The sequence below is a fragment of the Streptomyces calvus genome, assembly GCF_006782915.1.
Lineage (GTDB): Bacteria > Actinomycetota > Actinomycetes > Streptomycetales > Streptomycetaceae > Streptomyces > Streptomyces calvus.
The window spans coordinates 13,715-36,688 of record NZ_VCNP01000028.1; the positions used below are offsets into that span (position 1 = coordinate 13,715).

Genomic DNA, 22,974 nt, shown 5'->3' on the forward strand with positions numbered 1-22,974 from the left:
GAACCGGAGGACACCGTGAGAACCGGCTTACCACGCGCCACCCCGCTCGCCGCGCTCCTGGCCGTCCTGGCCGTCCTGGCCGGGACCGGCGCCTGCGACAGCCCGAGCCCCGCTCCACCCGTCGAGTCGGCCGGCCGGGACACGTCCGCGCCGGCCACCGCGTCGCCGAGCGCCTCGTCGGTGTCCGGGCCGGTGGTCGTCGGGCCGGCACCGGCGGACCTGCACGACGTGGACTGGGCGCGGGTCCCCGTCCCGGGCACGTTCTGCGACGTGCCGGGCCTGGTGCGCTTCGGCGGCGAACCCGAGACACGGGCCACGTCCACGGTGTGGGGGACGGTCCGTGTCAGCAGGGGGAAGCACGTCCTGTACGGGGACACCGACGGCGACGGCCGGGACGAGGCCGCCGTGTACGTCGGCTGCCGCGACACGGTGACCATGAACGCCCAGATCGCCTCCGCCTACGTGGTCTACACCCACCAGGGGGACAACCTCGCCGCCCTCGGCACGATCACCCCGCGGCGCAAGGCCGGCCCCTACCCGACGATGGTCGTGGGGGCGGACTTCGAGCCGGGCCGGATCGTCGTGCAGGAGAAGTGGTGGCGCACCAACGACCCGCACTGCTGCCCGAGCGGCGACGCCACCACCGTCTGGTCCCGCGTCGGCGACCGGCTGACCGCGGGCACCACCCGCGTCACCTCGTGACGGGCCCGGCGCGGCCCACGGACGAGTCCCCCGCGGAGGCGTCCGGCGGCGACCCGACCGCGCGGCGGCCGGACGGCGACGCACCGCACTACGACGTCTTCATCTCCTACAGCCAGCACCTGGACCGCGACGTCGCGACGGTCTTCCAGCGCGGCATGGAGAACTTCGGGCGGCCCTGGTACCGGCCGGTGCGGCTGCGCGTGTTCCGCGACATGACCCATCTCGCCGCCAGCCCCGACCTCCAGGGGGACATCGAGCGGGCGCTGGCCCGTTCCCGCTGGCTGGTGGTGATGGCCTCTCCGCTGGCGGCGGCGTCCCCGTGGGTGCGCGCCGAGATCGACTGGTGGGTGGCGAACAAGCCCGGCACGCGTGTGCTCCTCGCCTGGACCGACGGGCAACTGGAGTGGGACCGCGAGGCGCAGGACTTCGACTGGTCCCGCACGGACGCGCTGCCGCGGGAGCAGATGCGGAAGCTGCTGGCGGTGGCGCCCGGCTGTCCGCGGTGGGTGGACCTGAGATGGCTGCGCGCGCAGATCGACGAGCGCGGCTCCGTCCCGGTCAACGATCCGCGGCTGCTGGCGGACGTCGCGGAGTTCGTGGCACCCGTCCAGGGCCGGTCGAAGGCCGATCTGATCGGGCACCACCTGCGGCTGAGACGACAGCGCAACCGGCTGGTCGCCGCGACGATCCTGGTCCTGACCGCGCTGCTGGTGACGGCCACGGCCCTCGGGCTGACCGCGGACCGCCAGCGCGACATCGCCACCGAACGCCAGCTGGCCGCCACCTCGCGGCAGTTGGTCGCGGAGGCCGCGTCCATCCAGGACGCCCGGCCCGACCTGGCCCGCCAGCTCCTGGTGGAGGCCTACCGCCTGTCGCACACCGAGCAGGCCGTCGGCGCCCTGCTCGGCAGCGGGTCCCTCCCCCGCGTCCTGCACACCGGCCCCACCTCCGGCGCCCTCGCCTTCGGCCCGCGCGGACGGCTGCTGGCCGCCGCCGACGACGGCGGCGTCACGCTGTTCGACACGGCGACGGGCAGGGCCGTGTCCACCCTCGACGGGCCGCGGCGCTTCACGCGGTCGGTCGCCTTCGCCGCGGACGGCCGCATGCTGGCCGAGGGCGACAACACCGGCCGCATCCGCCTGTGGGACGTGTCGGACGCGACCGCGCCGAGGCTGCTCGGGTCCGTTCGGCCCGTCGGCGACGCGCAGCACGTGGCGTTCGCGGGCACGGCACCGCTGCTCGTGGTGGACACCGGGACGCAGAGCGTCCTCCTCGACGTCCGCGACCCGGACCGCCCCCGGATCACCGGCGGCTCGCCCTCCGCCGAGTCGGCCCTCGGCTTCGGTGCCGCCGCGCACCCGGAGGGGCACCTGGTCGCGACGGGCGTGGGAGACGACCGCGTACGGCTGATGCGTCTGTCCCCGTCCGGGAAGCTGTCGTCACTCCACACGTTCGCGGCGCCGTCCGCAACCCTGGACTTCAGCCCTTCCGGCCATCTCCTCGCCACATCCGGTGAGGAAGGCGTGGTCGAGCTGTGGGACGTCGCCGATCCCCGGCACCCGGTACTGCGGACGACGCTCAACAACCCGAGCCCGTCGCTCTTCCCGGTGCTCGCCTTCGCCGCCGACGGGAGGACCCTGGCGACCGGAGCGGACGACGGGACGATCCAGCTGTGGGACCTCTCCGACCCCCTGCGCCCCCAGCAGGGTGACCGTCTCACCGGGCACACGCGGTCCCCCGACGCCCTCGCCTTCTCCCCGGACGGCCGCATCCTCGCGTCCTCCGCCGCGGACGGCCCGCCCCGGGCGGACGACGCGAACCTTCGGGAGACCACCGTGCGCCTGTGGAACGTCGCCGGCCCGCACGGTTCGTCCGCGCAGGCGTCCCTGCCCGCCGGCCAGTTGTCCGGCCAGCCGTTCGCTCCGGACGGCCGGACCGTCGTCACCGGCCGGCCCGGCGCTCTCTGGCAGGTGGGCGGAGTGCCGGAACCACGGCGCCTGGCCACGCTTCCCGCCTTCAACAGGGGCGGCCAGTCCTTCTCCTTCAGCCCGGACGGACGCACGCTCGCCACCGGTCACCCGCTCGGCTTCTGGGACGTGAGCGACCCGTCACACCCCCGCCGACGGGACGGCCCGCGCGAGGTCGAGGCCCCCCAGAACGTGGTGTACGGCCCCGACGGCACGCTCCTCGCCGCCGCCACGCCCCTCGGGCCCGTCCGCCTGTGGGACGTGCGCGACCCCGACCGCCCCCGGGCCCTGGGCACCCTGTCCGGTTCCGGTGCCGGCCCGTCGTCGTACATAGGAGGTGTCCCCGTCGCCTTCGCCGCGGACCGGGACCTCGTGGCCGCCGTACGCAAGGACGGCGGGGCCGTCCACCTGTGGGACATCAGCCGCCCCGACAAACCCGTCAGAACCGGTGCGATCACCCTGCGGAACGCGGGCGCCGGCGCCCTGACCACCAGCACCGACGGCCGCACCCTCTTCGTCGGGGACGCGCAGGGAACGGTGACGTCCTGGGACATCACCGACCCGCGCCGGCCGAGGAGCGTCGGCGCGTCACAGCGGCACTCCGGGAAGTTGACCCACCTCGCGGCGCACCCCACCCGGGACATGCTGGCCGGAGTCGACGAGTACGGGGCCATCCGCCTGTGGGACGTCGGCGACCCCGCCGCGCCCCGCGAGGTGGCCCTGCTCGCCGATGGCGGCTCCCACGACACGACGGGACTGGCGTTCAGCCCCGACGGAGGGCTCATCGCGGTCTCCACGATGAGCAGCACGCGGCTGTGGCACACGGACGTCGACACGATCCTCCAACGGCTGTGCGCCGAGTCCCCGCGCATCACCGAGTCCCAGTGGAAGCAGTACCTCCCCGACCGCCCCTACGACCCGCCGTGCGCCTGACGCACACGCCGGCCACCGCAACCACGGCCGCGCACCACGACATTCAGGAGGACACCGTGCGCCGACTCCCGACGTACCTCGGCACGACCGTGCTCGTGCTCGCCTGCGGCGTGGGCTGCTCGTCACCCACGCCCGACCCGAAGGTGCCGCGCGCCGCGCCGTCCTCGTACACCGAGACGTCCGAACCGCCGCCGGCCGCACCGCCCGCGGACGCCGGACCGGGGAGCGCACCCGACGACCTGCACGACCTCGACTGGGCGCGCCTGGCCGTGCCCGGCGACTTCTGCGACATCCCCGACCCCATCACCTTCACCGACGGTGAGGCCACGGCGCACTCCGACACCCACGGCACGGTCCACGCCGAGCACCACCCGGACGATGTCGTCTACGGCGACGTCGTCGGGGACTCCCGCACCGAGGCAGCGCTCCTCGTCGGCTGCGACACGGGCGGGCAGACGGCCAGCGGCCGGCTCGCCTGGGCCTATGTGGTGTTCAGCAGCGAGGAGGGACGGCTGCGTCACGTGGGCACGGTCACCCCGCAGCAGTACATCGGCGGACAGGCCAGCAGTTTCGTCAGCGTCCTCCTGGACCCCGGCCAGGTCATCGCCCACGAGAGCTGGCACCGGCGGACCGACGCCACCTGCTGCCCGTCCGGCAGCGCCGTCACCGTCTGGCGGGTGGACCGGGACGACCCCGACGGCACCCTGAAGCCGGGGCTGCCCCGCGTCATCCAGTGACCCGCCCGCCCCGTCGCCCCGCCCCGCCGTGCCTCAGCTCCCCGACCGCGGGAAGGAGATCTCCACCCTGCGGTTCTTCTTCCGGCCGGCCTCCGTGGAGTTGTCCGCGATCGGGTACTGCTCGCCGTAACCGCGGACCTCGTAGGTGAGGTCGGCGTCGTTCAGCTCCTGCTGGAGGACGCCGTGCACGGCGTTGGCGCGTTTGCGGGACAGGACGTCGCCGTGGGCGGAGGAGCCGAGGTCGTCGGTGAAGCCGAACACGCGGATCCGCGTGGCGTTCTGCGTCTTGATCTCCTGCGCGATCGCGGCGATCCGGGACTTGGCCGCGGCGCTCAGCCTGGCACTGTCCTTGCCGAACAACACCTCCGCCTGGAGCGCGAACTTCACGTCCGAGTTGGTGTCCTCGCGCCGCTCGTCACCGCTCTGGTCCTCGACGACGGATTTGATGTCGAGGACCTTGGGCTCCGTGAGAGTGGCCCCCTCGGGCAGCTTGAGGTCGGGGTCGTTCGGGTCGACCTCGACGGGCGCCGACGCGGACGCCTCGGTGCCCGGCGGGACGCTGGGACCGTCCTCCGCGTGCGCGGTCGCCGCACCGTAGAGGTTCGTGGCGACCATGACCGTGGCGGCCGAGAGGACCAGGGCAAGGCGCGGGGGCACCTGTCGGGTCGGGGTACGGGTCATGGCCGGCCTCATCCGGAGATCTTGATCGTGCCGCTGGAGAAGGTCGGTACCTGGAGGTCGACCTCTGCCGTGTCGGCCGGCGGAGCCGGGAACTGCATGAAGACCGGCAGGGTTTGTCCCGCTTCGAGATTGCCGAGACCGGTTGTCGTGAGCGGTCGGCCGTCCGTGTCACGCAACACGTAGTAGCGCTTCTTCCCCTTGGAATCCACGAGGGTGGCGCCACCGAGGGACGGACCGTGCTTGATGACCTCCGTCTCGTCACCGCTTGTCTGCGGCGGAACGACCACCGATTCGGCCCCGTCGTTCTTCACGGTGCCGTTCACCGTGATGAATCCGCCCGCATCGCGTTCGGCCGAGGTGATCTGGAGAAGCAGCCCGTCCGTACCGCGCAGTTCGGCCAGGGGCGTCTCTGCCTCCTGCTCCTGAGCACTCGGGTTCGATCCCCGGTCCTTCGACTCGGAAGCCGACGACTGCGGCTTCTTGTCGTCGTCCCCGCCGCCGCAGCCGGCCACTCCGAGGGCCAGACCGGCCACAGCTGTCAGTGCGACCATCCCCCTGCGGGCCTTCGCAGTGATCCGAATGCTCATCTCTCCGCTTCCTTCATCACTCGTCATTCGCTTGTCAGTCGGCCAGATGGACGTCGAACAGGTCCTCGGGGTCGGGGAGGAGTTCGGCGGGCCCCTTCGGGTCCAGGTCCCACTCCCGCCCCTTGCAGGTGAGCAGGGGCAGCACGTCGTCCCCGGCGTCCTCGGCCGGAAGCTTGAACGCGCAGCGCGGCTCGATCACGGCGGTGGCCGTCGCGTTGGACTTCCGCTGCTCCGTGCCCGGGACGATGGATTCCCCGACGGGCTTGTTGGTCTCGACCTCGACCGTGTAGCCCAGCAGTCCGTCCGGGGCGCAGCTCAGCACGGTGGCATCGTTCCGCGCCGCCAACTGGTCCGCACGCAGGCACGACAGGCCGAGTCCTTCTGCTTCACCGTCGAAGACGTCCTGCCACTCGGCCGGATCGAGGAGGTTCTGCACCCACGCGCCCGCGAGTTGGTCCCGCTTGTCCTGAGCCGCGGCGAGCGCGGCGGCGTCGGCGGCCGTCTGCGCGTCGTTCCGGTTCGCCGCGGCCTGGCCGACCGCGAAGTAGGCGAACGCAAGGAAGAGCAGGCCCCCCACCACCGTGATGTAGATGGGGAATGCCTGCCCTGCGTCGCCGTACGAGCGGATACGCCTCAAGGAGCGACCTTGGCGATCTGCGCCTGGATCTTGCCGAGAATGGTCTGGCCGATGTTCGTGCCGGTGATGGCGAGGACGATCAGCACCACCACCGCGATGATGCCCAGGTACTCGACCGCGGTCTGGCCCTTGTCGGCGTTGCGGCGCTGCATGGCCTCGACCGTGGTGTTCTTCCAGCCGTTGACGCGGACCTTGGTCACGACGGCGGTCTTCAGCATCAGGTCGCTCATGGTGTTCCCCTCCGGCTGACGCGGTGGCGGTCTTCTTCGTGAGGCCGCTTTCGACGTCTGCACCGTACGACCGGCCACGCCCTTCCCCGGAGGGTCCCTGGGCCCAAATTCGGGCCCATCGGCGGGCCCATGTCCTCGCCCATGTCCTCGTTCCCCGTGTGGTCACCGGACGTCACCCCGCCCCTCGGCCCGGGCCCGGTGCCGTGCCCAGCCACTTCGCTGCGGCTTCGGCGCGGCTGGTGCTGTGGAGCTTGGCGAAGATGCGGTTGATGTGGTTCTTGACCGTCTTCTCGCTGATGAAGCAGGTGGCGGCGATCTGCTGGTTGTTCATGCCGGACGCGATGAGGTCCATGATTTCCGCCTCCCTCGTGCTGAGTTGGTACCCCGACCGGTAAGACTGTGCCACAGGCGATTGCAATCGCGAAAGGTTTTCCGCAGAAGTAGGCGAAGGGTAGGCGGGGCGAGGCTCGAATCCCTTAAAATCAGCGCGAGTTGCATTCAGGCCACCCAGGTTTTCCGGAAGGGGCCGTTCAGGTGACGGTTCGCGGCGAAGTTGCTCCAGCAACGCACCGGCGGCCGTCGAGGTGAAGTGGGCCCTGCCCTCCCGGACGTCGCGCACCGCCGTCACCAGCTGGTCGGCCGTGAACTCGCCGTGGACCAGGTAGCCGCCCGCTCCCCGGCGCAGGGCCTCCTGGACGATCTCCGACTCCCTGCTGTACGTCAGCATCATGACCGGCGCGATCCCCACCAGGTACGGCAACGCCGAGAGGCCGTCCACCTGCGGCATGCGGACGTCCAGGAGGACCACGTCGGGGCGGTGGTCGCGGGCCGCCTCGCAGGCCTCGCGGCCGTCCGCGGCCTCCGCCACGACCGTGATGTCCTCGCGGCCGGTGAGCAGGGCGGTCAGGCCGGCCCGGACCACCGGGTTGTCGTCGGCCACCACCACCCGCAGCGGGGCGGGCGGCGGCACGTTCTCGAAGGGGGTCGGCGGTGTGTTCGTCACGTGGCCTCCGTGGGAGGTGTCGTCGTCACGGCCGCCAGCGGCAGTTCCAGCCGGACCTCCGTGCCGCTGGTGTGGGAGCCCCGGCCGATGCGGATGCGGGCACCGACCGAGGCCGCCCGCTCCACCATGCCGACCAGCCCGAAGTGGCCGGCCCTGCGGAGCTGTTCGAGGCTGGTGCCGGGCGGGAGGCCGCGGCCGTCGTCGTGGACGCTGATGCGCAGCAGGCCGCCGTGGACGCCCGCACTGACGTCGACCCGGGTGGGGCCGGCGTGCCGGTGGGCGTTCTCCATGGCTTCCGCGGCGATGGTGAGGAGCTGGCGGGCCACGGCCGGCGGGACCGGCGGGACCGTGTCGTCGCCCGTCGGGCGGTAGGTCGCGGCGAGACCGGTGCGGGTGCTGAAGTCACGGGTGCGGGCGGCGAGTTCCACCAGGACGTCGGTGCCGTGGTCCGGGTCCGACTCGCGGCGCAGGTCGGCGAGGAGTTCGCGGGACTCGGCGGCGGCGCGGCGGGCCGAGCGGGCGACGAGGTCGGCCTGCTGCCTGATCACGGCCGGGTCCATGCGGTCGGAGCCGGCGCGTGCGGCCAGGCCGTCGGCTGCCAGGGCGACGCCGTGCAGGGTCTTCGCCACCGAGTCGTGCATCTCCCGGGCGAGCCGGGCCCGTTCGGCGCCGACCGCCTCGGTGACGGCCAGGCGGGCCTGGACGGTGGTCAGGGCCTGGGTGGCCGTGCCGAGGCGGAGCATCAGGTTGCGCAGGCTGGAGCCGACGGCACCGGCGATGACGCACAGGCCGGGCAGCAGCAGGGTCTCCGCCGGGCCCGCCCGGGTGTCCTCCAGGGTGGCGTGGACGAGGAGGAGGATCAGGCCCTGGAGGGAGGCGAAGACGGCCGCGCCGCGCCAGCCGTAGACCAGGCCCGCCAGGAGCGGGGTGCAGACGCTGACGTAGGCGAGCGTGGTGTCCGGGCCGGCGGAGACGAGGAGCAGCGCGCCGAACAGGGTGTCGACGGCGAGGAGCGTGGGGTGGCGCAGGAGGAGCGGGCCGAAGCGCTCCCAGTCGCGGAAGAGGACGTAGGACGCCATGAAGGTGACGACGACGGCGCTGCCGACGAGTCGGGTGCCCCAGCCGGGGCCGGCGTTGAGGAGGGCGGCGGGGGCGGCGAGGGCGATCATCGCGAGGCGGAAGCCGAAGACCTGACGGCACAGCGCCTGGAGGGCGTTGACCTGGATCTGGACGTCGGGAGCCGGTGCGGGGTGCGGGGGGTGTGCCGGGGTGTCGGCGGGAGGGGGGTTGTGGGCCGGTGTGGCGGGGTGCGGTGTGTCGGCGGGTGCGGGCGGGGCCGGTGGGGGCGGGGCGGCGGCGGTCGCCGGGACGGCCGGTTCCCATCCCGGAGGCAGCGCCGGGGTCACCGTCGTCACCGGGACGTCCGGGGCGCCCGTCCGCGCGTAGTCCGGCAGGACGGTGCCCGCGGGCGGGGTGGTGATCTCGGCGGACCTCGCGGGGCGGCGGAACAGCCGCGCGCGTTCCCCGGTCGTCGTCATCGCAGCCGGCCCTCCGCCCTACTCGCCCGTGACCGCGCCGAAGTCGATGCCGGAGCCGAGGATCAGGCCGGCGCCGAGGAGGATCATCGTGGCCGGCACCATGAACGTGGTGATCATCATGGTGGCCTTGGGGACGGCGCGGGCCGCCTTGCGGCGGGCGTTCTGCGCGTCCGTGCGGCGCATGTCCCGGGCCAGCGACACCAGCGTGTCGACGATGGGCGCGCCCAGTTCCTCGCCCTGCTGCAGCGCCGTGACGAACATCGTCACCTGTTCGGAGTCGTTGCGGCGGCGCAGTTCCGCGAACGCCTGGCGGCGGCTCATGCCCAGGTCCATCTGGCGCAGGGTGATGCGCAGTTCGTCCGCCCACGGGCCCTCGTACCGGGACGCGACCCGGTCCAGGGCCTGGCGGAAGCCGAGGCCGGCGCTGACCACGACGGCCAGGACGTCCAGGAAGTCGGGCAGGGTGCGTTCGATGACGTCCTTGCGGATGCGGATCGCCGACCAGATGCCGACCTCCGTCCAGAACGCGCCGAAGGCGAGCAGCAGCAGCGCCACGAAGAGCTGGCCGCGCATCAGGAAGACCAGGAAGCCGGTGCATCCGAGGGCGCCGTAGACGGCGCGGCGGGCGGCGTAGCGGTCGATGGTGAGGCCGCCCGGGTTGCCCGCCAGGTCGATCTTGCGGCGGTACTTGGCGACCTGCTTGGGGCCCATGAGGCGCAGCACGGCGGGCGCGTAGCGCATGCCCATGCGGTCGATGAGGGAGTCGACCGCGCCGGTGCGGGTGGAGCCGACCTCCAGGGCGAGCATCAGGTCGCCGGGGAGTTTCGCCTCGGCCCGGTACATGCGGACGCCGGCGAAGACGCCGAAGACGGCGAGGCCCATGAGCAGTGCGAGCACGAGTGCCATGTCGGTCGTTTCCTCCTCTGCCGGTGCGGCTGTTCAGACGTCGATGCGGGACAGTCGGCGGATGAGGACGAAGCCGACGGCGTACAGGGCGAACGCGATGATCACGGCCAGTTGGCCGGCGGGTGAGCCGGTCATGCGTTCCAGGGCGCCGTCCTTCACGCCGTTCATCAGGAACAGCGAGCCGATGCCGAGGACGGGGACGGCGTAGGAGGTCATGCTGACCTGGGAGAGCTGGGTGCGTACCTCACGCCGGGTCTCCTTGCGTTCCTCCAGGGTCTCCGTGAGGTTGCGCAGGGCGCTCACCACCTGGCCGCCGGCGCGGTTGGACAGCACCAGCGTGGTGACGAGGACGACGAGTTCGCGGGAGGGGAGGCGGTCGGCGAGTTCGCCGAGCGCGTCGTCCATCGAGGCGCCGACGGCCAGCTGGTTGGCGACCTTGGCGAGTTCCTCGCCGGCCGGGGCCTCCAGTTCCTCCGCCGCCATGCCGATGGCGGTGCGCAGGGCGAGGCCGGCCTGGGTGGCGTTGGCGAGGATGCGGGCGAGTTCGGGAAGCTGGTTGATGAACTTCTCGATGCGTTTCTGGCGCTGCCAGTTGAGGAACTGCAGGGCGGCCCACGCGCCGAGCAGGCCGGCGATCGGGCCGAAGAACGGGGCGAGGGCGGCCTGCCCGACCAGCCAGAGGCCGGCGACCGTGGCGGCCATGGCGGCGGTGAACTCGCCGGGTGTGATGTCCAGGCCGGTGGCCAGCAGGCGCAGTTCCAGCTTGCGGCCGAGTTCGGTGCGGCGCAGGCGGCGGTCCAGGGTGGGGAAGTGGCGCCGGCGGCCGGTGACGGGGATCTGGCCGGTGGCGGTCAGCCGGTCCACCAGCGCCTGCCGCTGTGCCCGGCCGGCGGCGTAGGTGTGCACGCCGACGACGGCGAGCACGCACGTCAGCAGTGCGATGCCGGTGGTCAGCGTGATCAGGTTCTGCAGATCCATGGGGGTCGGGTTCCTAGCTGGCTTCTCGGGTGGCGAGCTGGTCGGAGGAGTGGGCGACGCCGAACGCCTGCGGGACGGGCTGGCTCGCCATGTAGAGGCGGTCGGCGGTGCGGCGCGGCAGCGGGTGGTGGGTGTAGGTGCCGTGGACGCGGCCGTCGGCGGTCATCGGCCGGGCGTTGAAGCGGGCGACGGTGGCCAGCCGGTACGGCTCGCCGCCGTGGCTCTCCAGCAGGGCGATCTCGGTGATGCGGCGGGCGCCGTCGGCGAAGCGGGTGAGCTGGACGATGACGTCGACGGCGCTGTTGATCTGGTCGTGCAGGGCGACGAAGGGGATCTCCACGTCGGACATGGAGGCGAGGGTCTGCAGGCGCATCAGCGCGTCCTCGGCGCTGTTGGCGTGGACGGTGGCGAGGGAGCCGTCGTGGCCGGTGGACATGGCCTGGAGCATGTCGAGGGACTCGCCGCCGCGGACCTCGCCGACGACGATGCGGTCGGGGCGCATGCGCAGGGAGTTGCGCACCAGGTCGCGGATGGTGACCCGGCCCTTGCCCTCGACGTTCGGCGGGCGGGACTCCAGGCGGATGACGTGCGGCTGCTGGAGCTGGAGTTCGGCGGAGTCCTCGATGGTGATGATGCGTTCGCCGGCCGGGATCAGGCCGGAGAGGGCGTTGAGGAGGGTGGTCTTGCCGGTGCCGGTGGCGCCGGAGACGATGATGTTGAAGCGGGCCTGCACCAGGCCGGCGAGCAGGTAGAGCATGTGCTCGTCGAGCGAGCCGAGGCCGATGAGCTCCTGGAGGGTGAAGGAGCGGGGGAAGCGGCGGATGGTGAGGGTGGCGCCGGTCAGGGACAGCGGCGGGATGATGACGTTGACGCGTTCGCCGGACGGGAGGCGGGCGTCGACCATGGGGTTGGACTCGTCGACGCGGCGGTTGACGGTGGAGACGATGCGTTCGATGGTCTGCATGAGCTGCTCGTTGGAGGCGAACCGCATCGGCAGCTGTTCGACCCGGCCGCCGCGCTCCACGAAGATCGCGTCGGGGCCGTTCACCATGATCTCGGTGATCGACGCGTCCTCCAGCAGCGGCTCGAGGATGCCGAGGCCCAGTGCCTCGTCGACGACCCTGCGGATCAGCTGGGAGCGTTCGACGGTGGACAGGACGGGGCCCTCGCGGCTGATGATGTGGCCGAGGACGCGTTCCAGGCGGGCCCGGCGTTCGGCCGCGGCCAGCGCACTCATCTCCGCGAGGTCGATCTCCTCCAGGAGTTTGGCGCGGTAGGAGGCGACCAGGTGGCCGTCCTCGCCGCGTCCGGCCGTCTCCTCGGGGGAGTTGATGCGTGCCCGCAGGCTCATGAGTCCGGTGCTCCTCAGTGGTCGAGCGGCATCGTGGCGGTCTTGCGGGCCGGGCCGAAGTCCCAGCCCGGCACGATCGAGGGGATGTCGACGGTCGCGGTGACGGTGACCTCGTCGCCGCCGGGGCTGCCCTCGCAGGAGGTGCCGTCGGCGAGCCAGGCGCTGACGGCGGCGGTGCAGGCTGAGCCGTAGGCCTGGTCGAGGGAGGCGCTGCGGGCCGCGGCGCGGGCGGCGGTGCCGGCCTGCTGGGCGGTGTAGGCGATCAGGCCGAGCTGTACGGCGGCCATGGCGACGATCAGCAGGACGGGCAGGAAGCCGAGGTATTCGAGGGCGACCTGTCCGCGGTCGCGGCGGCTGCGGCGGTACGGCATGTCAGTCCGTCTCCTCCTCGACCGCGCCCGCGTGGCCCTTCACGTCGAACGGGACGGAGAGGGTGCCCGGGAAGAGGAGGGGCACGCTCAGTTCCACGTCGGCGGTGACGAAGCCGCCTGCCGTCGCGCAGTTCACCGTCGCTCCCCCTGCCCACGCCCCCGACAGCTTGTCGAGCCCGGCCTCCTGGCAGGCTCCCTGGCGCGCGCCGGGCGCCGCCGCGGTGGCCGCCCGTACGGCCTCGTCCGCAGCATTCCCCGCAAGGGTGAACGTGTACCCCACGAGGACGAGCTGCCACAGGACCACCAGCGTCACCAGGATCGTCGGCGTCATGCCGAGGAACTCGACGGTGACCTGGCCCCGGTCGCGGGCCTCCCGTGCCACCGTCAGCTCCTGGACGCAGAGCCCGCGTGCCGCCGTCCGCCTCCGGTCGAGCGGTCCGGGTGCCGCCGTCCGCTCCCGCTCGCGGAAGCGCCGGACCGCCGCCCGTCCCCGGTCGCAGGACCGCCGTACCGCCTTCGGCCCCCGGTCGAGCCGTCCTGGTACCGCCGTCCGCCCCCGGTCCCGGGGCCTGTGTACCGCCGTCATGTCATCCCCCCGCGTCCTTGCGTCGCCGGAAGCTCACCGCGCCGCGGTCGCCGCGCAGCCGGCCCGTCCTGTGGGCGCCCTCGGCCGCCTTGACCAGGCCGAGTTCGCCGGCCAGGCCCCACAGGGCCTGCTTGACCGTGCTCCTGCTCTCCAGTTCGTGGACGCGGCCGGCGTCCACGACGCCCTGGAGTTCCTTGAAGTGGGCGGGGATCGTGGTGGCCGCCACCGCCGTGCCGGTGATCTTCCGGATGAGCGGGGGCTGGATCTCCGTGGACCGGGTGTGCCGGTTGATCACCACCGTGGTCTCCTCGGCCTTGCGGATCTGCAGCCGGTCCCACATCCGCACGGCCCGCTTGGCGCCCCGCACGGCGATCACGTCGGGTGTGGTGACCAGCAGCGCCGTGTCGGCCATCTCCACGGCCGCCGCGCCCGCCCCGCCGAGCTGGGCGCCGCAGTCGATGACGACGACGTCGTAGCGGGAGCGCAGGGCGCTGACGATCTGGCGGGCGGCGCGGTCGGTGACGTCCTCGCCGCGTTCGCCCTCGCCGGGTGCGAGGAGCAGGGCGACGCCGGTGTCGTGCCGGAAGACGGCGTCGGCCAGGACGCGCGGCGAGATGTCGGTGATGGCGGCGAGGTCGACCACGGAGCGGCGGAACTGGACGTCCAGGTAGGAGGCGATGTCGCCGGTCTGGAGGTCCATGTCGACCAGGGCGGTGCTGCGGCCGGACGCCTGCGCGGCGAGGGCCAGCTGGATCGCGGTGAGGGTCGCGCCGACGCCGCCCTTGGCGCCGCTGACGGTGACGACGGTGCCGCCGGCGCCGGTGAACACGTCGCCGCCGGAGCTCAGATGGCGGCGTACGCCGACGGACCACTGGGCGACGGCCTGGACGCGGCTGGCGAGTTCCTCGTAGCCGAGCGGCAGGGCGACCAGGCCGCGGGCGCCGTAGTCCATGGCGGCCTGGAACAGGCCGGGGCTCGCGTCGGAGGTGACGAGGATGACGCCGACGGACGGGAAGCGCAGGGCGACTTCGCGGATCAGCTCCAGCGCGGGCACGGGGCCGATCCGCTCGTGCACGACCACGACCTCGGGCAGCTCGTCGACGGACTCGGCGGCCAGGCGCGCGAGGGTGTCGACGAGCTGGGTGGAGTCGGCCACCGGAGCCACCGGCTCGGCGTCCGGGAGCTGGCTGAGCAGTGTGGTGATGGACCGGACGGCGTCCGCGTCGCCGACTGCCGGGAGGATCCTCGTGGGCATGCGGGCCTCTCACTTGTCCTTCGCGAGTTCGTAGGTCCGGTCCTGCTCCGGGACGGTGGTGTCGCCTCCGGGCGCGACCAGCGCCAGCCGGACCCGCTGGGCGAACGACTCGGCGTAGGTGATGCGCTGGGCGTCGATGGTGGACAGCGCGAAGGTGATCGGGACGGCGTCGGTGGCTTCGCGGCCGGGGTCGTCCTCGTCGGGCTTCAGGGCGGTGAGCCGGCCGACGTCGAGGACCTTGGCGTTCGTCACGATGATCTTGGACTGGGCGGGGTCGCCCTCCCGCTGACCCTCGAACGTGGCGTACACGTTGACCGTGGAGCCCGGTGTGATCTTGCCGGCGACGCCGGTCGCCGCGTCGATCATGATGGCGACCTCCTGCTGTCCGGGCCGGAGTGCGGGCTGGTCGACGACCATGTCGCTCTGGAGCAGGGAGCCCTCGCGCAGCGTGGTGACGGCGATCTTGTCCTGGATCTCCCGCAGATCGGTCACCGCGTTCTCGGACAGCCACCGCTCGGGCATCGAGATCTTCTCGAACTGGCCCCTGCTGAGCGGAGTGTAGGGCGCGACATCGGATTTCAGCCGGTACGCGGTGACCTCGGGGCCGACCTTGGACTCCACGTCGTCGATGACGGAGAGCACGCCGGCGAAGGCGCCGAGGGCGCACAGGACCGACAGGAGCAGGAGTATCACGCCGCGGCGCTGACGGGAGTTCATGAACCGTACAACCTCATCGGGGATATCGGTCGAGCGGGCGGGGGCGGTGCCGGGCGGTGGGCCGGGCGTGGTGCGGGACTCACCCGACGGCCGCCCGGTTCCCGGCCGGGCTGCCGGGTGGTGCGTCCTGGCCGGGTGGTGTGGCCGAACAGAACACGCAGCGGTCGCCGATGACGTCGATGCCGCACCAGTGGCAGGTGCTCCGCCGCACGGACGTGACCAGCTGATACAGGACGGACAGGTCGGGCAGATAGGTGCAGAACTCGATCAGTCTGCCGGTGCCCCACCAGGTCGGGGATTCGGCCGGAAGCGGACTCTCGCGCAGGCCCTGCACCTTCCAGGACGGCGCCAGGGTGGCGGTGACCCAGTCGGACTGGAACTGGCCCTTGGCGACGAGCATCCAGGTGCCGAACTCGGGGCCGTCGAGGGAGGTTCCGGGGCCGAGGCGGACCAGTTGCGGCTGCGGGTGGGCGAGTACGGCGAACTGGCTGCCGGGCATCCAGGAGCGGGCGTGCTGCTTGAGGTCGACCGGGACCCGGTCGAGGCGGGCGACGGAGCCGAGCAGCGCACCGCAGTGGAGGTAGTGGGTGAGCAGGCGTCCGGCGGAGGCGAGGACGCCGGGGCTGAGGTCGCAGGAGGCGAGCTGGCGCAACTGCCGCACCAGGACGGCCAGTCCGAGGGGCGGCAGGTCGGGGCGGAAGAGGGCTATCCGGTCGCTCTCCAGCAGGGAGCGCAGGGTGTGCAGGCGGCGCCGGACGGCGGTGGGGGTGGCCCGGGAGCAGACGACGATGACGTGGCCGTGCTGCTCGACGAGCAACTGCAGCTCGGCCAGGACCTGTTCGAGCGGGCGGGTGTCGACGTCCCGGAGCACCACGGCGGGCAGGGTCCGTTCGTCCTGCGCCGGCAGCGCCATGTCTGCGCTGGTCACGGCAATGGCAGTTGGCACGCGCGGCTCCCCGTTCTCCCCATGCCCGACGGTCCACCGGGCGTTACTCCGATGCACCCTGGTGACTTCACTGCGTGACTACCTCAGCACTGTATCCGCGGGTCCGTGGCCGGAGAACAGCGTTGGGGCAGCCGGACGGCAACTCCTGGTGCACAAGGCGCGCCAAACCGGGGCAGGTCGATCATCTCGTCGGTCTCGATCCGGACCCGCAGGTGTGGATCTTGTGCACCGGCTTGACGCCGGACCCCGCTTCGAGCCCTCGGGCCCACGTTTCCCTGGGGGACGCGGGCCTACTCCCGTGTGTGCCGGGCGTTTTTGGTCTGGACCCATTGACAAGCCTATTGGTCTGGACCACCTTGTCCTCCAACGGTGGCCACCGTCGTTCCTTCCTCTCCCCTCTCCCCCACCGGAGGCCCCAGTGGACCGCGCATCCCGAACGCCCGGCCGCGGCAGACGCGTCTGGGCCGGCGCCCTCGTCTCCGCCCTCGCCCTCACGCTCGCCGGCGCCGGCCAGGCGTCCGCGGCCGACGTCAACAACGCCAAGAACGCCGGCTTCGAGTCGGGTCTGAGCAACTGGACCTGCTCGGCGAACAGCGGCACCACCGTCTCCTCGCCGGTGCACGGCGGCACGGCCGCGCTCCGCGCCACACCGTCCGGGCAGGACAACGCCCGCTGCTCCCAGACCGTCGCGGTGAAGCCGAACTCCACGTACCGGCTGAGCGGCTGGGTGCAGGGCGGCTACGCCTACCTGGGCGTGACCGGCACCGGCGGCACGGACGTGTCGACTTGGACCCCGGACTCCGGCAGCTGGAAGCAGCTGTCGACGAGCTTCACCACCGGTTCCTCCACCACCTCGGTGACGGTCTACACGCACGGCTGGTACGGGCAGTCGGCGTACTACGTGGACGACGTGTCGGTTCTCGGGCCGGACGGGGGCGGCGGCGGTGACCAGGAGCCCACCGTCCCGGCCGTCCCGGGCGGGCTCGCCGTCTCCGGGACGACGTCCTCGTCGGTGTCGCTGACCTGGAACGCGGTGTCCGGCGCGACCGGTTACACCGTCTACCGGGACGGCACGAAGGTGACCGCCGTGACGGGCACCTCGGCGACGGTGACCGGCCTCGCGGCCGCCACCTCCTACTCCTTCCGGGTGGCCGCGACCAACGCGGCGGGCGAGTCGGCCACGTCCGCGGCGGTGACGGCCCGGACCGCGGACGGCGGCGACGGCGGAGGCCGCGACCTGCCCCGGCACGCGGTGACCGGCTACTGGCAGAACTTCAACAACGGCGCGGCCGTGCAGAAGATCTCCGACGTCCCGGACCAGTACGACATCATCGCCGTCGCCTTCGCGGACGCCACCGCGACGCCCGGAGCGGTCACCTTCAACCTGGACACCGCCGGACTGAACGGCTACACCGTCGACCAGTTCAAGGCGGACGTCCGCGCCAAGCAGGCCGCCGGGAAGAAGGTCATCATCTCGGTCGGCGGCGAGAAGGGCACCGTCGCGGTGAACGACTCCGCCTCGGCCACCAACTTCGCGAACTCCGTGTACGCGCTGATGCAGGAGTACGGCTTCGACGGCGTCGACATCGACCTGGAGAACGGCCTCAACGCCACCTACATGACGCAGGCACTGCGGTCGCTGTCGGCGAAGGCGGGCCCGTCGATGATCCTGACGATGGCGCCGCAGACGATCGACATGCAGTCGACGTCCGGCTCGTACTTCCGGACCGCGCTGAACGTGAAGGACATCCTCACGGTCGTCAACATGCAGTACTACAACAGCGGATCCATGCTGGGCTGTGACGGCAAGGTCTACAGCCAGGGCTCGGTGGACTTCCTGACCGCGCTCGCCTGCATCCAGCTGGAGGGCGGACTGGACCCGTCGCAGGTGGGCCTGGGCCTGCCGGCGTCGACCCGGGGCGCGGGCAGCGGCTACGTCTCCCCGTCCGTGGTGAACAACGCCCTGGACTGCCTGACGAAGGGCACGAACTGCGGCACCTTCAAGCCCTCCAGGACCTACCCGGACCTGCGGGGCGCGATGACCTGGTCCACCAACTGGGACGCGACGGCCGGCAACGCCTGGTCCAACGCGGTGGGCCCGCACGTGCACAACCTGCCGTGACCCGCTGAACGGCCGCCGCCCCTGTCCACGGTGCCGTGGACAGGGGCGGTCTGCGTGCCGGTGCGGGCCGGGTCAGAAGAACTCCGACCACGGCTGGTCCCAGATCTGCTTGACGCACAGCACCAGGAAGAGCAGGCCCGCGACGGCCAGCATGCCGTTGCTCAGCCAGCCGTTGCGCCACTCGCGCGGGGTGCGGGCGGAGTTGAGCAGCCACATCAGGGTGAGGGCGAGGAACGGCATGAAGGCGGCGCCGAGGACGCCGTAGATGATGATCAGGCGGAAGGGCTGGCCCTGGAAGAGCAGGATCATCGGCGGGAAGGTGAGCCAGAGCAGGTAGGCGCGGAACGCCCAGGAGCGTTCGCGGCGGCCGGAGGCCAGCTCGTCGCCGCGCGCCTCCCGCTCGCCCCGCCGCCGGGCCAGGAAGTCGGCGAACATCAGGCTCACGCCGTGCCAGACACCGATCAGGGAGGTGAAGGAGGTGGCGAAGAAGCCGATCAGGAACAGCTTGCCGGTCGCCGTGCCGTACTCGTCCTCCAGGATGTCGCCGAGCTGGACCAGGCCCTTGTCGCCGCTGGCGATCGCGATGTTCGCCGAGTGCAGCAGCTCGGCGCCGACGAACAGCATCGCGATGACGAAGAGTCCGGTGGTGGCGTAGGCGACCCGGTTGTCCAGGCGCATGATCTTCATCCAGCCGGTGTTCGTCCAGCCCTTGGCGTTGACCCAGTAGCCGTACGCGGCCAGCGTGATGGTGCCGCCGACGCCGCCGATCAGGCCGAGGGTGTTGAGGACCGAGTCCTTCTCGTCGGGCAGGACCGGCAGCAGGCCGGCGAAGGCGTCACCGAGGTTGGGCGTGACCCGGACGGCCAGGTAGACCGTCACCACGAACATGACGCCGACCAGGACCGTCATGACCTTCTCGAAGACGGCGTACTTGTTGAACCAGACGAAGACCAGGCCGACCAGACCGCTGGCGATGCCCCACCATTCGAGGTCCATGACGTCGGGGAAGAGGGCGTGCAGGGGCAGGGCGCTGGACGACATCGCCGCGGCGCCGTAGACGAAGCCCCAGATCACCGCGTACACGGCGAAGAACCAGGTCGTCCAGCTGCCGAGGCTCGCCCAGCCGTCGAACAGGGTGCGTCCGGTGGACAGGTGCCAGCGGCCGCACGCCTCGGCGAGGGAGATCTTGACGAGGCAGCCGATGATCGCGGCCCACAGCAGTGTGTAGCCGAAGTTGCTGCCCGCGATGAGGGTGGCGACGAGGTCGCCGGCGCCCACACCGGTGGCCGCGACGACGATGCCGGGCCCGATGTGGCGCCAGCTGGACTTGCGCGGGTGGAGGCCGGAGCCGCCCGCTGCTCCGGTGTCCTGGGTGTTTCCTGTGGTGTCCGCCATGCAGGTCAAGTAAGCCCATGGGTGCCGCTCGTACAAGAGGGCATGCGGGGATCTTCACCGGATGCACCTGCCCGAGTGCGGCCGGAACCCACACCTTGACCCGGCCATGTCACCCATTGAGGATGTCCGCACCGCACCACGCACGTCGTCATGAACCACCCCCACCTCCCACAAGGAGCCTTCATGCGACTCCGCATCCGCGGCAGACGCTCCACCGCGCTCGCCGCACTCCTCGCCCTCGCCCTCGCGGCACCGCTGTCCCTGACGGCCACCCAGGCCGGCGCGGACAGCGCCGACCGCCCCGCCGCCTCGGCCGAGGACGTCCGCCAGTACGAGATCCACCAGCGCACCACTCCCGTGACCCGCACGGCCATCCAGCGCTCCGGCGTCACCGTGGACGAGGCCGACGAGGAGACCGTGGTGGTCTCCGGGCGGGCCGACCAGATCCGCGCGCTGCGCCAACAGGGCTTCGAGGTCACGCCGTTGGGCTCCGCGCCCGACCGCTCGTCCGCCGCCGACGGCACGCGGCTGTACGACTTCCCCTCGGCCGACTCCCGCTACCACAACTACGCCGAGATGACCGCGGAGATCGACCAGCGGCTGGCGGCGTACCCGACCATCATGAGCAAGCGGGTGATCGGCAAGTCCTACCAGGGCCGGGACATCGTCGCCATCAAGATCAGCGACAACGTGGCGAGCGACGAGAGCGAGCCCGAGGTCCTGTTCACCCACCACCAGCACGCCCGTGAGCACCTGACGGTGGAGATGGCGCTCTACCTGCTGCGCGAACTCGGCGCCGGGTACAGCAGCGACGCCCGGATCACCGACATGGTGAACGGCCGGGAGATCTGGATCATCCCGGACCTCAACCCGGACGGCGGCGAGTACGACATCGCCTCCGGCTCCTACCGCTCCTGGCGCAAGAACCGCCAGCCCAACTCCGGTTCCTCGTACGTCGGCACCGACCTGAACCGCAACTGGGCCTACCGCTGGGGCTGCTGCGGCGGCTCCTCCGGCTCGCCGTCCTCCGACACCTACCGCGGTTCCGCCGCGGAGTCCGCGACCGAGGTGAAGGTCGTGGCGAACTTCGTGCGCAGCCGGGTCGTCGGCGGGGTGCAGCAGATCAAGGCCGGCGTGGACTTCCACACCTACAGCGAGCTGGTGCTGTGGCCGTTCGGCTACACCTACTCGGACACCACGACCGGGATGACGGCCGACGACTACGCCGCGTTCAAGGCGGTGGGCCAGAAGATGGCGGCCAGCAACGGCTACACGCCCCAGCAGTCCAGCGACCTGTACATCACGGACGGGTCGATCGACGACTACCTGTGGGGCACGCACAAGATCTTCGGCTACACCTTCGAGATGTACCCGGGCTCCAGCTCCGGCGGCGGCTTCTACCCGCCCGACGAGGTCATCGAGCGGGAGACGTCCCGCAACCGGGACGCCGTCCTGCACCTCCTGGAGAACGCCGACTGCATGTACCGCTCCATCGGCAAGGAGGCCCAGTACTGCCGCTAGGTGTGCTGTCCCGGGACGTTGGTGACACGCGTGCTGGGTGCTTGAACAGGTGAGGGCCTTCTGGGTTCGGTGTGGATTGCGACATCTACCGCCGAAGCTCAGGAGGCCCTCGTGTCCCACCGTAATGCCCCGCTGCCGCCGACCGGGAGGCTGCGTCTGGCCCGGTGTGTCGTGGACGACGGGCGGCCGCTGCGGCGGGCCGCGGAACGCTTCCAGGTCAGCCACACCACCGCCGCACGCTGGGCGAGCCGCTACCGGCAGCTGGGCGCGGCCGGCATGCACGACCGCTCCAGCCGCCCGCACCACAGCCCACGCCAGACGCCCGCCCGGGTCGAACAGCAAGTCCTGCGGCTGCGGCGCGAGCCCCGCATCGGTCCGCTGCGTCTGGCCGCCCGTGCCGGTATCGCCGCCTCCCCCGCCCCCCGCATCCTCGTCCGCCACGGCCTGCCGCAACTGGCCGCCACCGACCGCGCCACCGGCGAACCCGTACGCCGCTACGAACGCACCCGGCCCGGCGAACTGGTCCACATCGACGTCAAGAAGCTCGGCCGCATCCCCGACGGCGGCGGCCACAAGGCCCTCGGCCGCGCAGCCGGCCGGGCCAACCAGAACCGCCGCACCGGCACCGGATACGCCTACCTGCACACCGCCCTGGACGACCCCACCCGCCTCGCCTACACCGAGGACCTCCCCGACGAGAAGGCCTCCACCTGCGCAGCCTTCCTACGACGAGCAACCGCCTGGTTCGCCGCACGCGGCATCACCATTGAGCGGGTCCTGACCGACAACGCCTGGGCCTACACCAAGAACACCTGGCGCCAGACCTGCCACGAGCTGGGCATCAGCCCCCGCTGGACGAGGCCCTGGCGGCCGCAGACCAACGGCAAAGTCGAACGCTTCCACCGCACCCTGCTCGAGGAGTGGGCCTACCAGCGGCCCTACACCTCAGACCGCGAACGCCAGGCCACGTTTCCCGACTGGCTGGACTGGTACAACTACCGCCGACCCCACACCGGCATCGACGGCCAGACACCCGCCAGCCGCGTCACCAACCTGTCCGGACAGCACAGCTAGGGCCTGCCGTCAGCGCCTGTCGTTCGGATCGTCCCGGGGTCGCGGGGTGCGGCACGCGCTTCCGACCCCGCTCGGGCCGGCCGGGAGGGCACCGCACCTCACTGGCCGGGCCGATCCGAACGACGGACCCCGGTCCGCGTTACTCGGTGTCGTCCCCGGTGCCGGCCGTCGCCTCGTCCGGCTCCGGGGACTTGTCGGCCTCGTCCTCGAAGTACTCGTCCAGGACCGCGTCGAGACCGGCGTCCCACTCGGCGAACCGGCTCCTGGACGGGGCCTCGATCTCCAGCGGGTACCAGCGGCGGTCCGGGGTGTGGACGGTGACCGTCCAGCGCTTGCCGAAGCGGGCGGTCTCCGTCTCCACCGCGCCGATCTCGTCCCACCGGAACTCGCACTCCTGGTCGTCCAGGCGCAGCCGGACGCCGCTGTGGTCGGCGACGATCGCGGCGCGGCGGTCGGACGCCTCGAAGACGGGCCCGTCGGGGGCCGCCGTCTCCTCCTCGGGAGCGGACTCCTCCGCCCCGGAGGCGACGGCGGCCTCCTCGGAGGTGTCCTCCTCCGGTTCCGCCGCGGTCGCCTTGTCCTGCGGTTCCTCCGCCTTCGTGTCCTCCTCCCGGCCGGACGCGGGTGAGGTGAGCCCGGGGATGAAGGCCGGGTCGAACCCGGCGCCTTCCAGGGGCTGGCTGCTCGAACCTATGCGCTGCTCCACACCGCAGGAGTATGGCCGACAAACCTGTGCC

At 71.8% G+C, this 22,974-nt stretch carries 22 protein-coding genes; 6 read left to right on the top strand and 16 right to left on the bottom strand.

The window, feature by feature from the left end:
• Positions 1-15 precede the first annotated feature (15 nt).
• The 3 genes from FGW31_RS12100 to FGW31_RS12110 are packed head-to-tail and all read left to right on the top strand — an operon-like array spanning position 16 to position 4,339.
• Complete coding sequence (locus tag FGW31_RS12100; RefSeq protein WP_142193419.1) at positions 16-702, top strand: hypothetical protein; 687 nt, start codon at positions 16-18, stop codon at positions 700-702.
• Complete coding sequence (locus FGW31_RS12105; protein ID WP_233452470.1) at positions 699-3,602, top strand: TIR domain-containing protein; 2,904 nt, start codon at positions 699-701, stop codon at positions 3,600-3,602. Before FGW31_RS12100 ends, FGW31_RS12105 begins: the two co-directional genes overlap by 4 nt.
• A gap of 56 nt (positions 3,603-3,658) precedes the next feature.
• On the top strand, positions 3,659-4,339 hold the full coding sequence (locus FGW31_RS12110; protein WP_142193420.1) for a hypothetical protein: 681 nt from the start codon (positions 3,659-3,661) through the stop codon (positions 4,337-4,339).
• Positions 4,340-4,372: 33 nt separating this feature from the next.
• On the opposite strand, the gene FGW31_RS12115 is transcribed toward FGW31_RS12110, so the two are convergent.
• The 14 genes from FGW31_RS12115 to FGW31_RS12180 form a co-directional block, all read right to left on the bottom strand.
• Entirely contained in the window at positions 4,373-5,020 is a 648-nt protein-coding gene (locus FGW31_RS12115) for an OmpA family protein (RefSeq protein WP_142193421.1), read from the bottom strand.
• Positions 5,021-5,028: 8 nt separating this feature from the next.
• The gene (locus FGW31_RS12120; RefSeq protein WP_142193422.1) at positions 5,029-5,607 is read right to left on the bottom strand and encodes a hypothetical protein; all 579 of its coding nucleotides are present in this window, start codon (positions 5,605-5,607) and stop codon (positions 5,029-5,031) included.
• Positions 5,608-5,641: 34 nt separating this feature from the next.
• The gene (locus FGW31_RS12125; RefSeq protein WP_142193423.1) at positions 5,642-6,244 is read right to left on the bottom strand and encodes a pilus assembly protein TadG-related protein; all 603 of its coding nucleotides are present in this window, start codon (positions 6,242-6,244) and stop codon (positions 5,642-5,644) included.
• The gene (locus FGW31_RS12130) at positions 6,241-6,474 is read right to left on the bottom strand and encodes a hypothetical protein (RefSeq protein WP_142193424.1); all 234 of its coding nucleotides are present in this window, start codon (positions 6,472-6,474) and stop codon (positions 6,241-6,243) included. Before FGW31_RS12130 ends, FGW31_RS12125 begins: the two co-directional genes overlap by 4 nt.
• Before the next feature lie 172 nt (positions 6,475-6,646).
• Positions 6,647-7,477 (bottom strand): response regulator transcription factor, encoded by an 831-nt coding sequence (locus FGW31_RS12135; protein WP_142193425.1) that lies wholly within the window; start codon positions 7,475-7,477, stop codon positions 6,647-6,649.
• Positions 7,474-9,015, bottom strand: coding sequence for a sensor histidine kinase (locus tag FGW31_RS12140; RefSeq protein WP_142193426.1), 1,542 nt, complete (start codon positions 9,013-9,015; stop codon positions 7,474-7,476). The genes FGW31_RS12135 and FGW31_RS12140 overlap by 4 nt, the downstream gene beginning before the upstream one ends.
• A gap of 18 nt (positions 9,016-9,033) precedes the next feature.
• Complete coding sequence (locus FGW31_RS12145) at positions 9,034-9,921, bottom strand: DUF5936 domain-containing protein (RefSeq protein ID WP_142193427.1); 888 nt, start codon at positions 9,919-9,921, stop codon at positions 9,034-9,036.
• Positions 9,922-9,954: 33 nt separating this feature from the next.
• A complete protein-coding gene (locus tag FGW31_RS12150) occupies positions 9,955-10,899 on the bottom strand; it encodes a type II secretion system F family protein (RefSeq protein WP_142193428.1) in 945 nt (314 codons plus the stop codon).
• A 13-nt stretch (positions 10,900-10,912) separates the two neighbouring features.
• On the bottom strand, positions 10,913-12,250 hold the full coding sequence (locus FGW31_RS12155) for a CpaF family protein (RefSeq protein ID WP_142193429.1): 1,338 nt from the start codon (positions 12,248-12,250) through the stop codon (positions 10,913-10,915).
• A gap of 14 nt (positions 12,251-12,264) precedes the next feature.
• Positions 12,265-12,621 (bottom strand): TadE/TadG family type IV pilus assembly protein, encoded by a 357-nt coding sequence (locus FGW31_RS12160; RefSeq protein ID WP_142193430.1) that lies wholly within the window; start codon positions 12,619-12,621, stop codon positions 12,265-12,267.
• Position 12,622: 1 nt separating this feature from the next.
• Positions 12,623-12,952 carry a pilus assembly protein gene (locus FGW31_RS12165; RefSeq protein WP_233452471.1) on the bottom strand — a complete coding sequence of 110 codons (330 nt, stop codon included), beginning with the start codon at positions 12,950-12,952 and terminating at the stop codon, positions 12,623-12,625.
• 256 nt (positions 12,953-13,208) lie between these two features.
• Positions 13,209-14,462 (bottom strand): AAA family ATPase, encoded by a 1,254-nt coding sequence (locus tag FGW31_RS12170; protein ID WP_142193431.1) that lies wholly within the window; start codon positions 14,460-14,462, stop codon positions 13,209-13,211.
• 9 nt (positions 14,463-14,471) lie between these two features.
• Entirely contained in the window at positions 14,472-15,179 is a 708-nt protein-coding gene (cpaB, locus tag FGW31_RS12175) for a Flp pilus assembly protein CpaB (protein ID WP_142193432.1), read from the bottom strand.
• A gap of 79 nt (positions 15,180-15,258) precedes the next feature.
• Complete coding sequence (locus FGW31_RS12180; RefSeq protein WP_161173937.1) at positions 15,259-16,107, bottom strand: hypothetical protein; 849 nt, start codon at positions 16,105-16,107, stop codon at positions 15,259-15,261.
• Between the two features lie 436 nt (positions 16,108-16,543).
• On the opposite strand from FGW31_RS12180, the gene FGW31_RS12185 reads away from it, so the two are divergent.
• Positions 16,544-18,247, top strand: coding sequence for a chitinase (locus FGW31_RS12185; protein ID WP_142193433.1), 1,704 nt, complete (start codon positions 16,544-16,546; stop codon positions 18,245-18,247).
• Positions 18,248-18,319: 72 nt separating this feature from the next.
• On the opposite strand, the gene FGW31_RS12190 is transcribed toward FGW31_RS12185, so the two are convergent.
• Complete coding sequence (locus tag FGW31_RS12190) at positions 18,320-19,642, bottom strand: Nramp family divalent metal transporter (protein ID WP_142193434.1); 1,323 nt, start codon at positions 19,640-19,642, stop codon at positions 18,320-18,322.
• 183 nt (positions 19,643-19,825) lie between these two features.
• Here FGW31_RS12190 and FGW31_RS12195 point away from each other — a divergent pair, with 183 nt between their 5' ends.
• On the top strand, positions 19,826-21,163 hold the full coding sequence (locus FGW31_RS12195) for a M14 family metallopeptidase (protein WP_142193435.1): 1,338 nt from the start codon (positions 19,826-19,828) through the stop codon (positions 21,161-21,163).
• A 111-nt stretch (positions 21,164-21,274) separates the two neighbouring features.
• Positions 21,275-22,237, top strand: a complete 963-nt coding sequence (locus FGW31_RS12200) for an IS481 family transposase (protein ID WP_142193436.1) — start codon at positions 21,275-21,277, stop codon at positions 22,235-22,237.
• Between the two features lie 139 nt (positions 22,238-22,376).
• Here the strand turns inward: FGW31_RS12200 and FGW31_RS12205 are convergent, their stop codons facing one another.
• Positions 22,377-22,943 (bottom strand): hypothetical protein, encoded by a 567-nt coding sequence (locus FGW31_RS12205; RefSeq protein ID WP_142193437.1) that lies wholly within the window; start codon positions 22,941-22,943, stop codon positions 22,377-22,379.
• Positions 22,944-22,974: the final 31 nt, after the last annotated feature.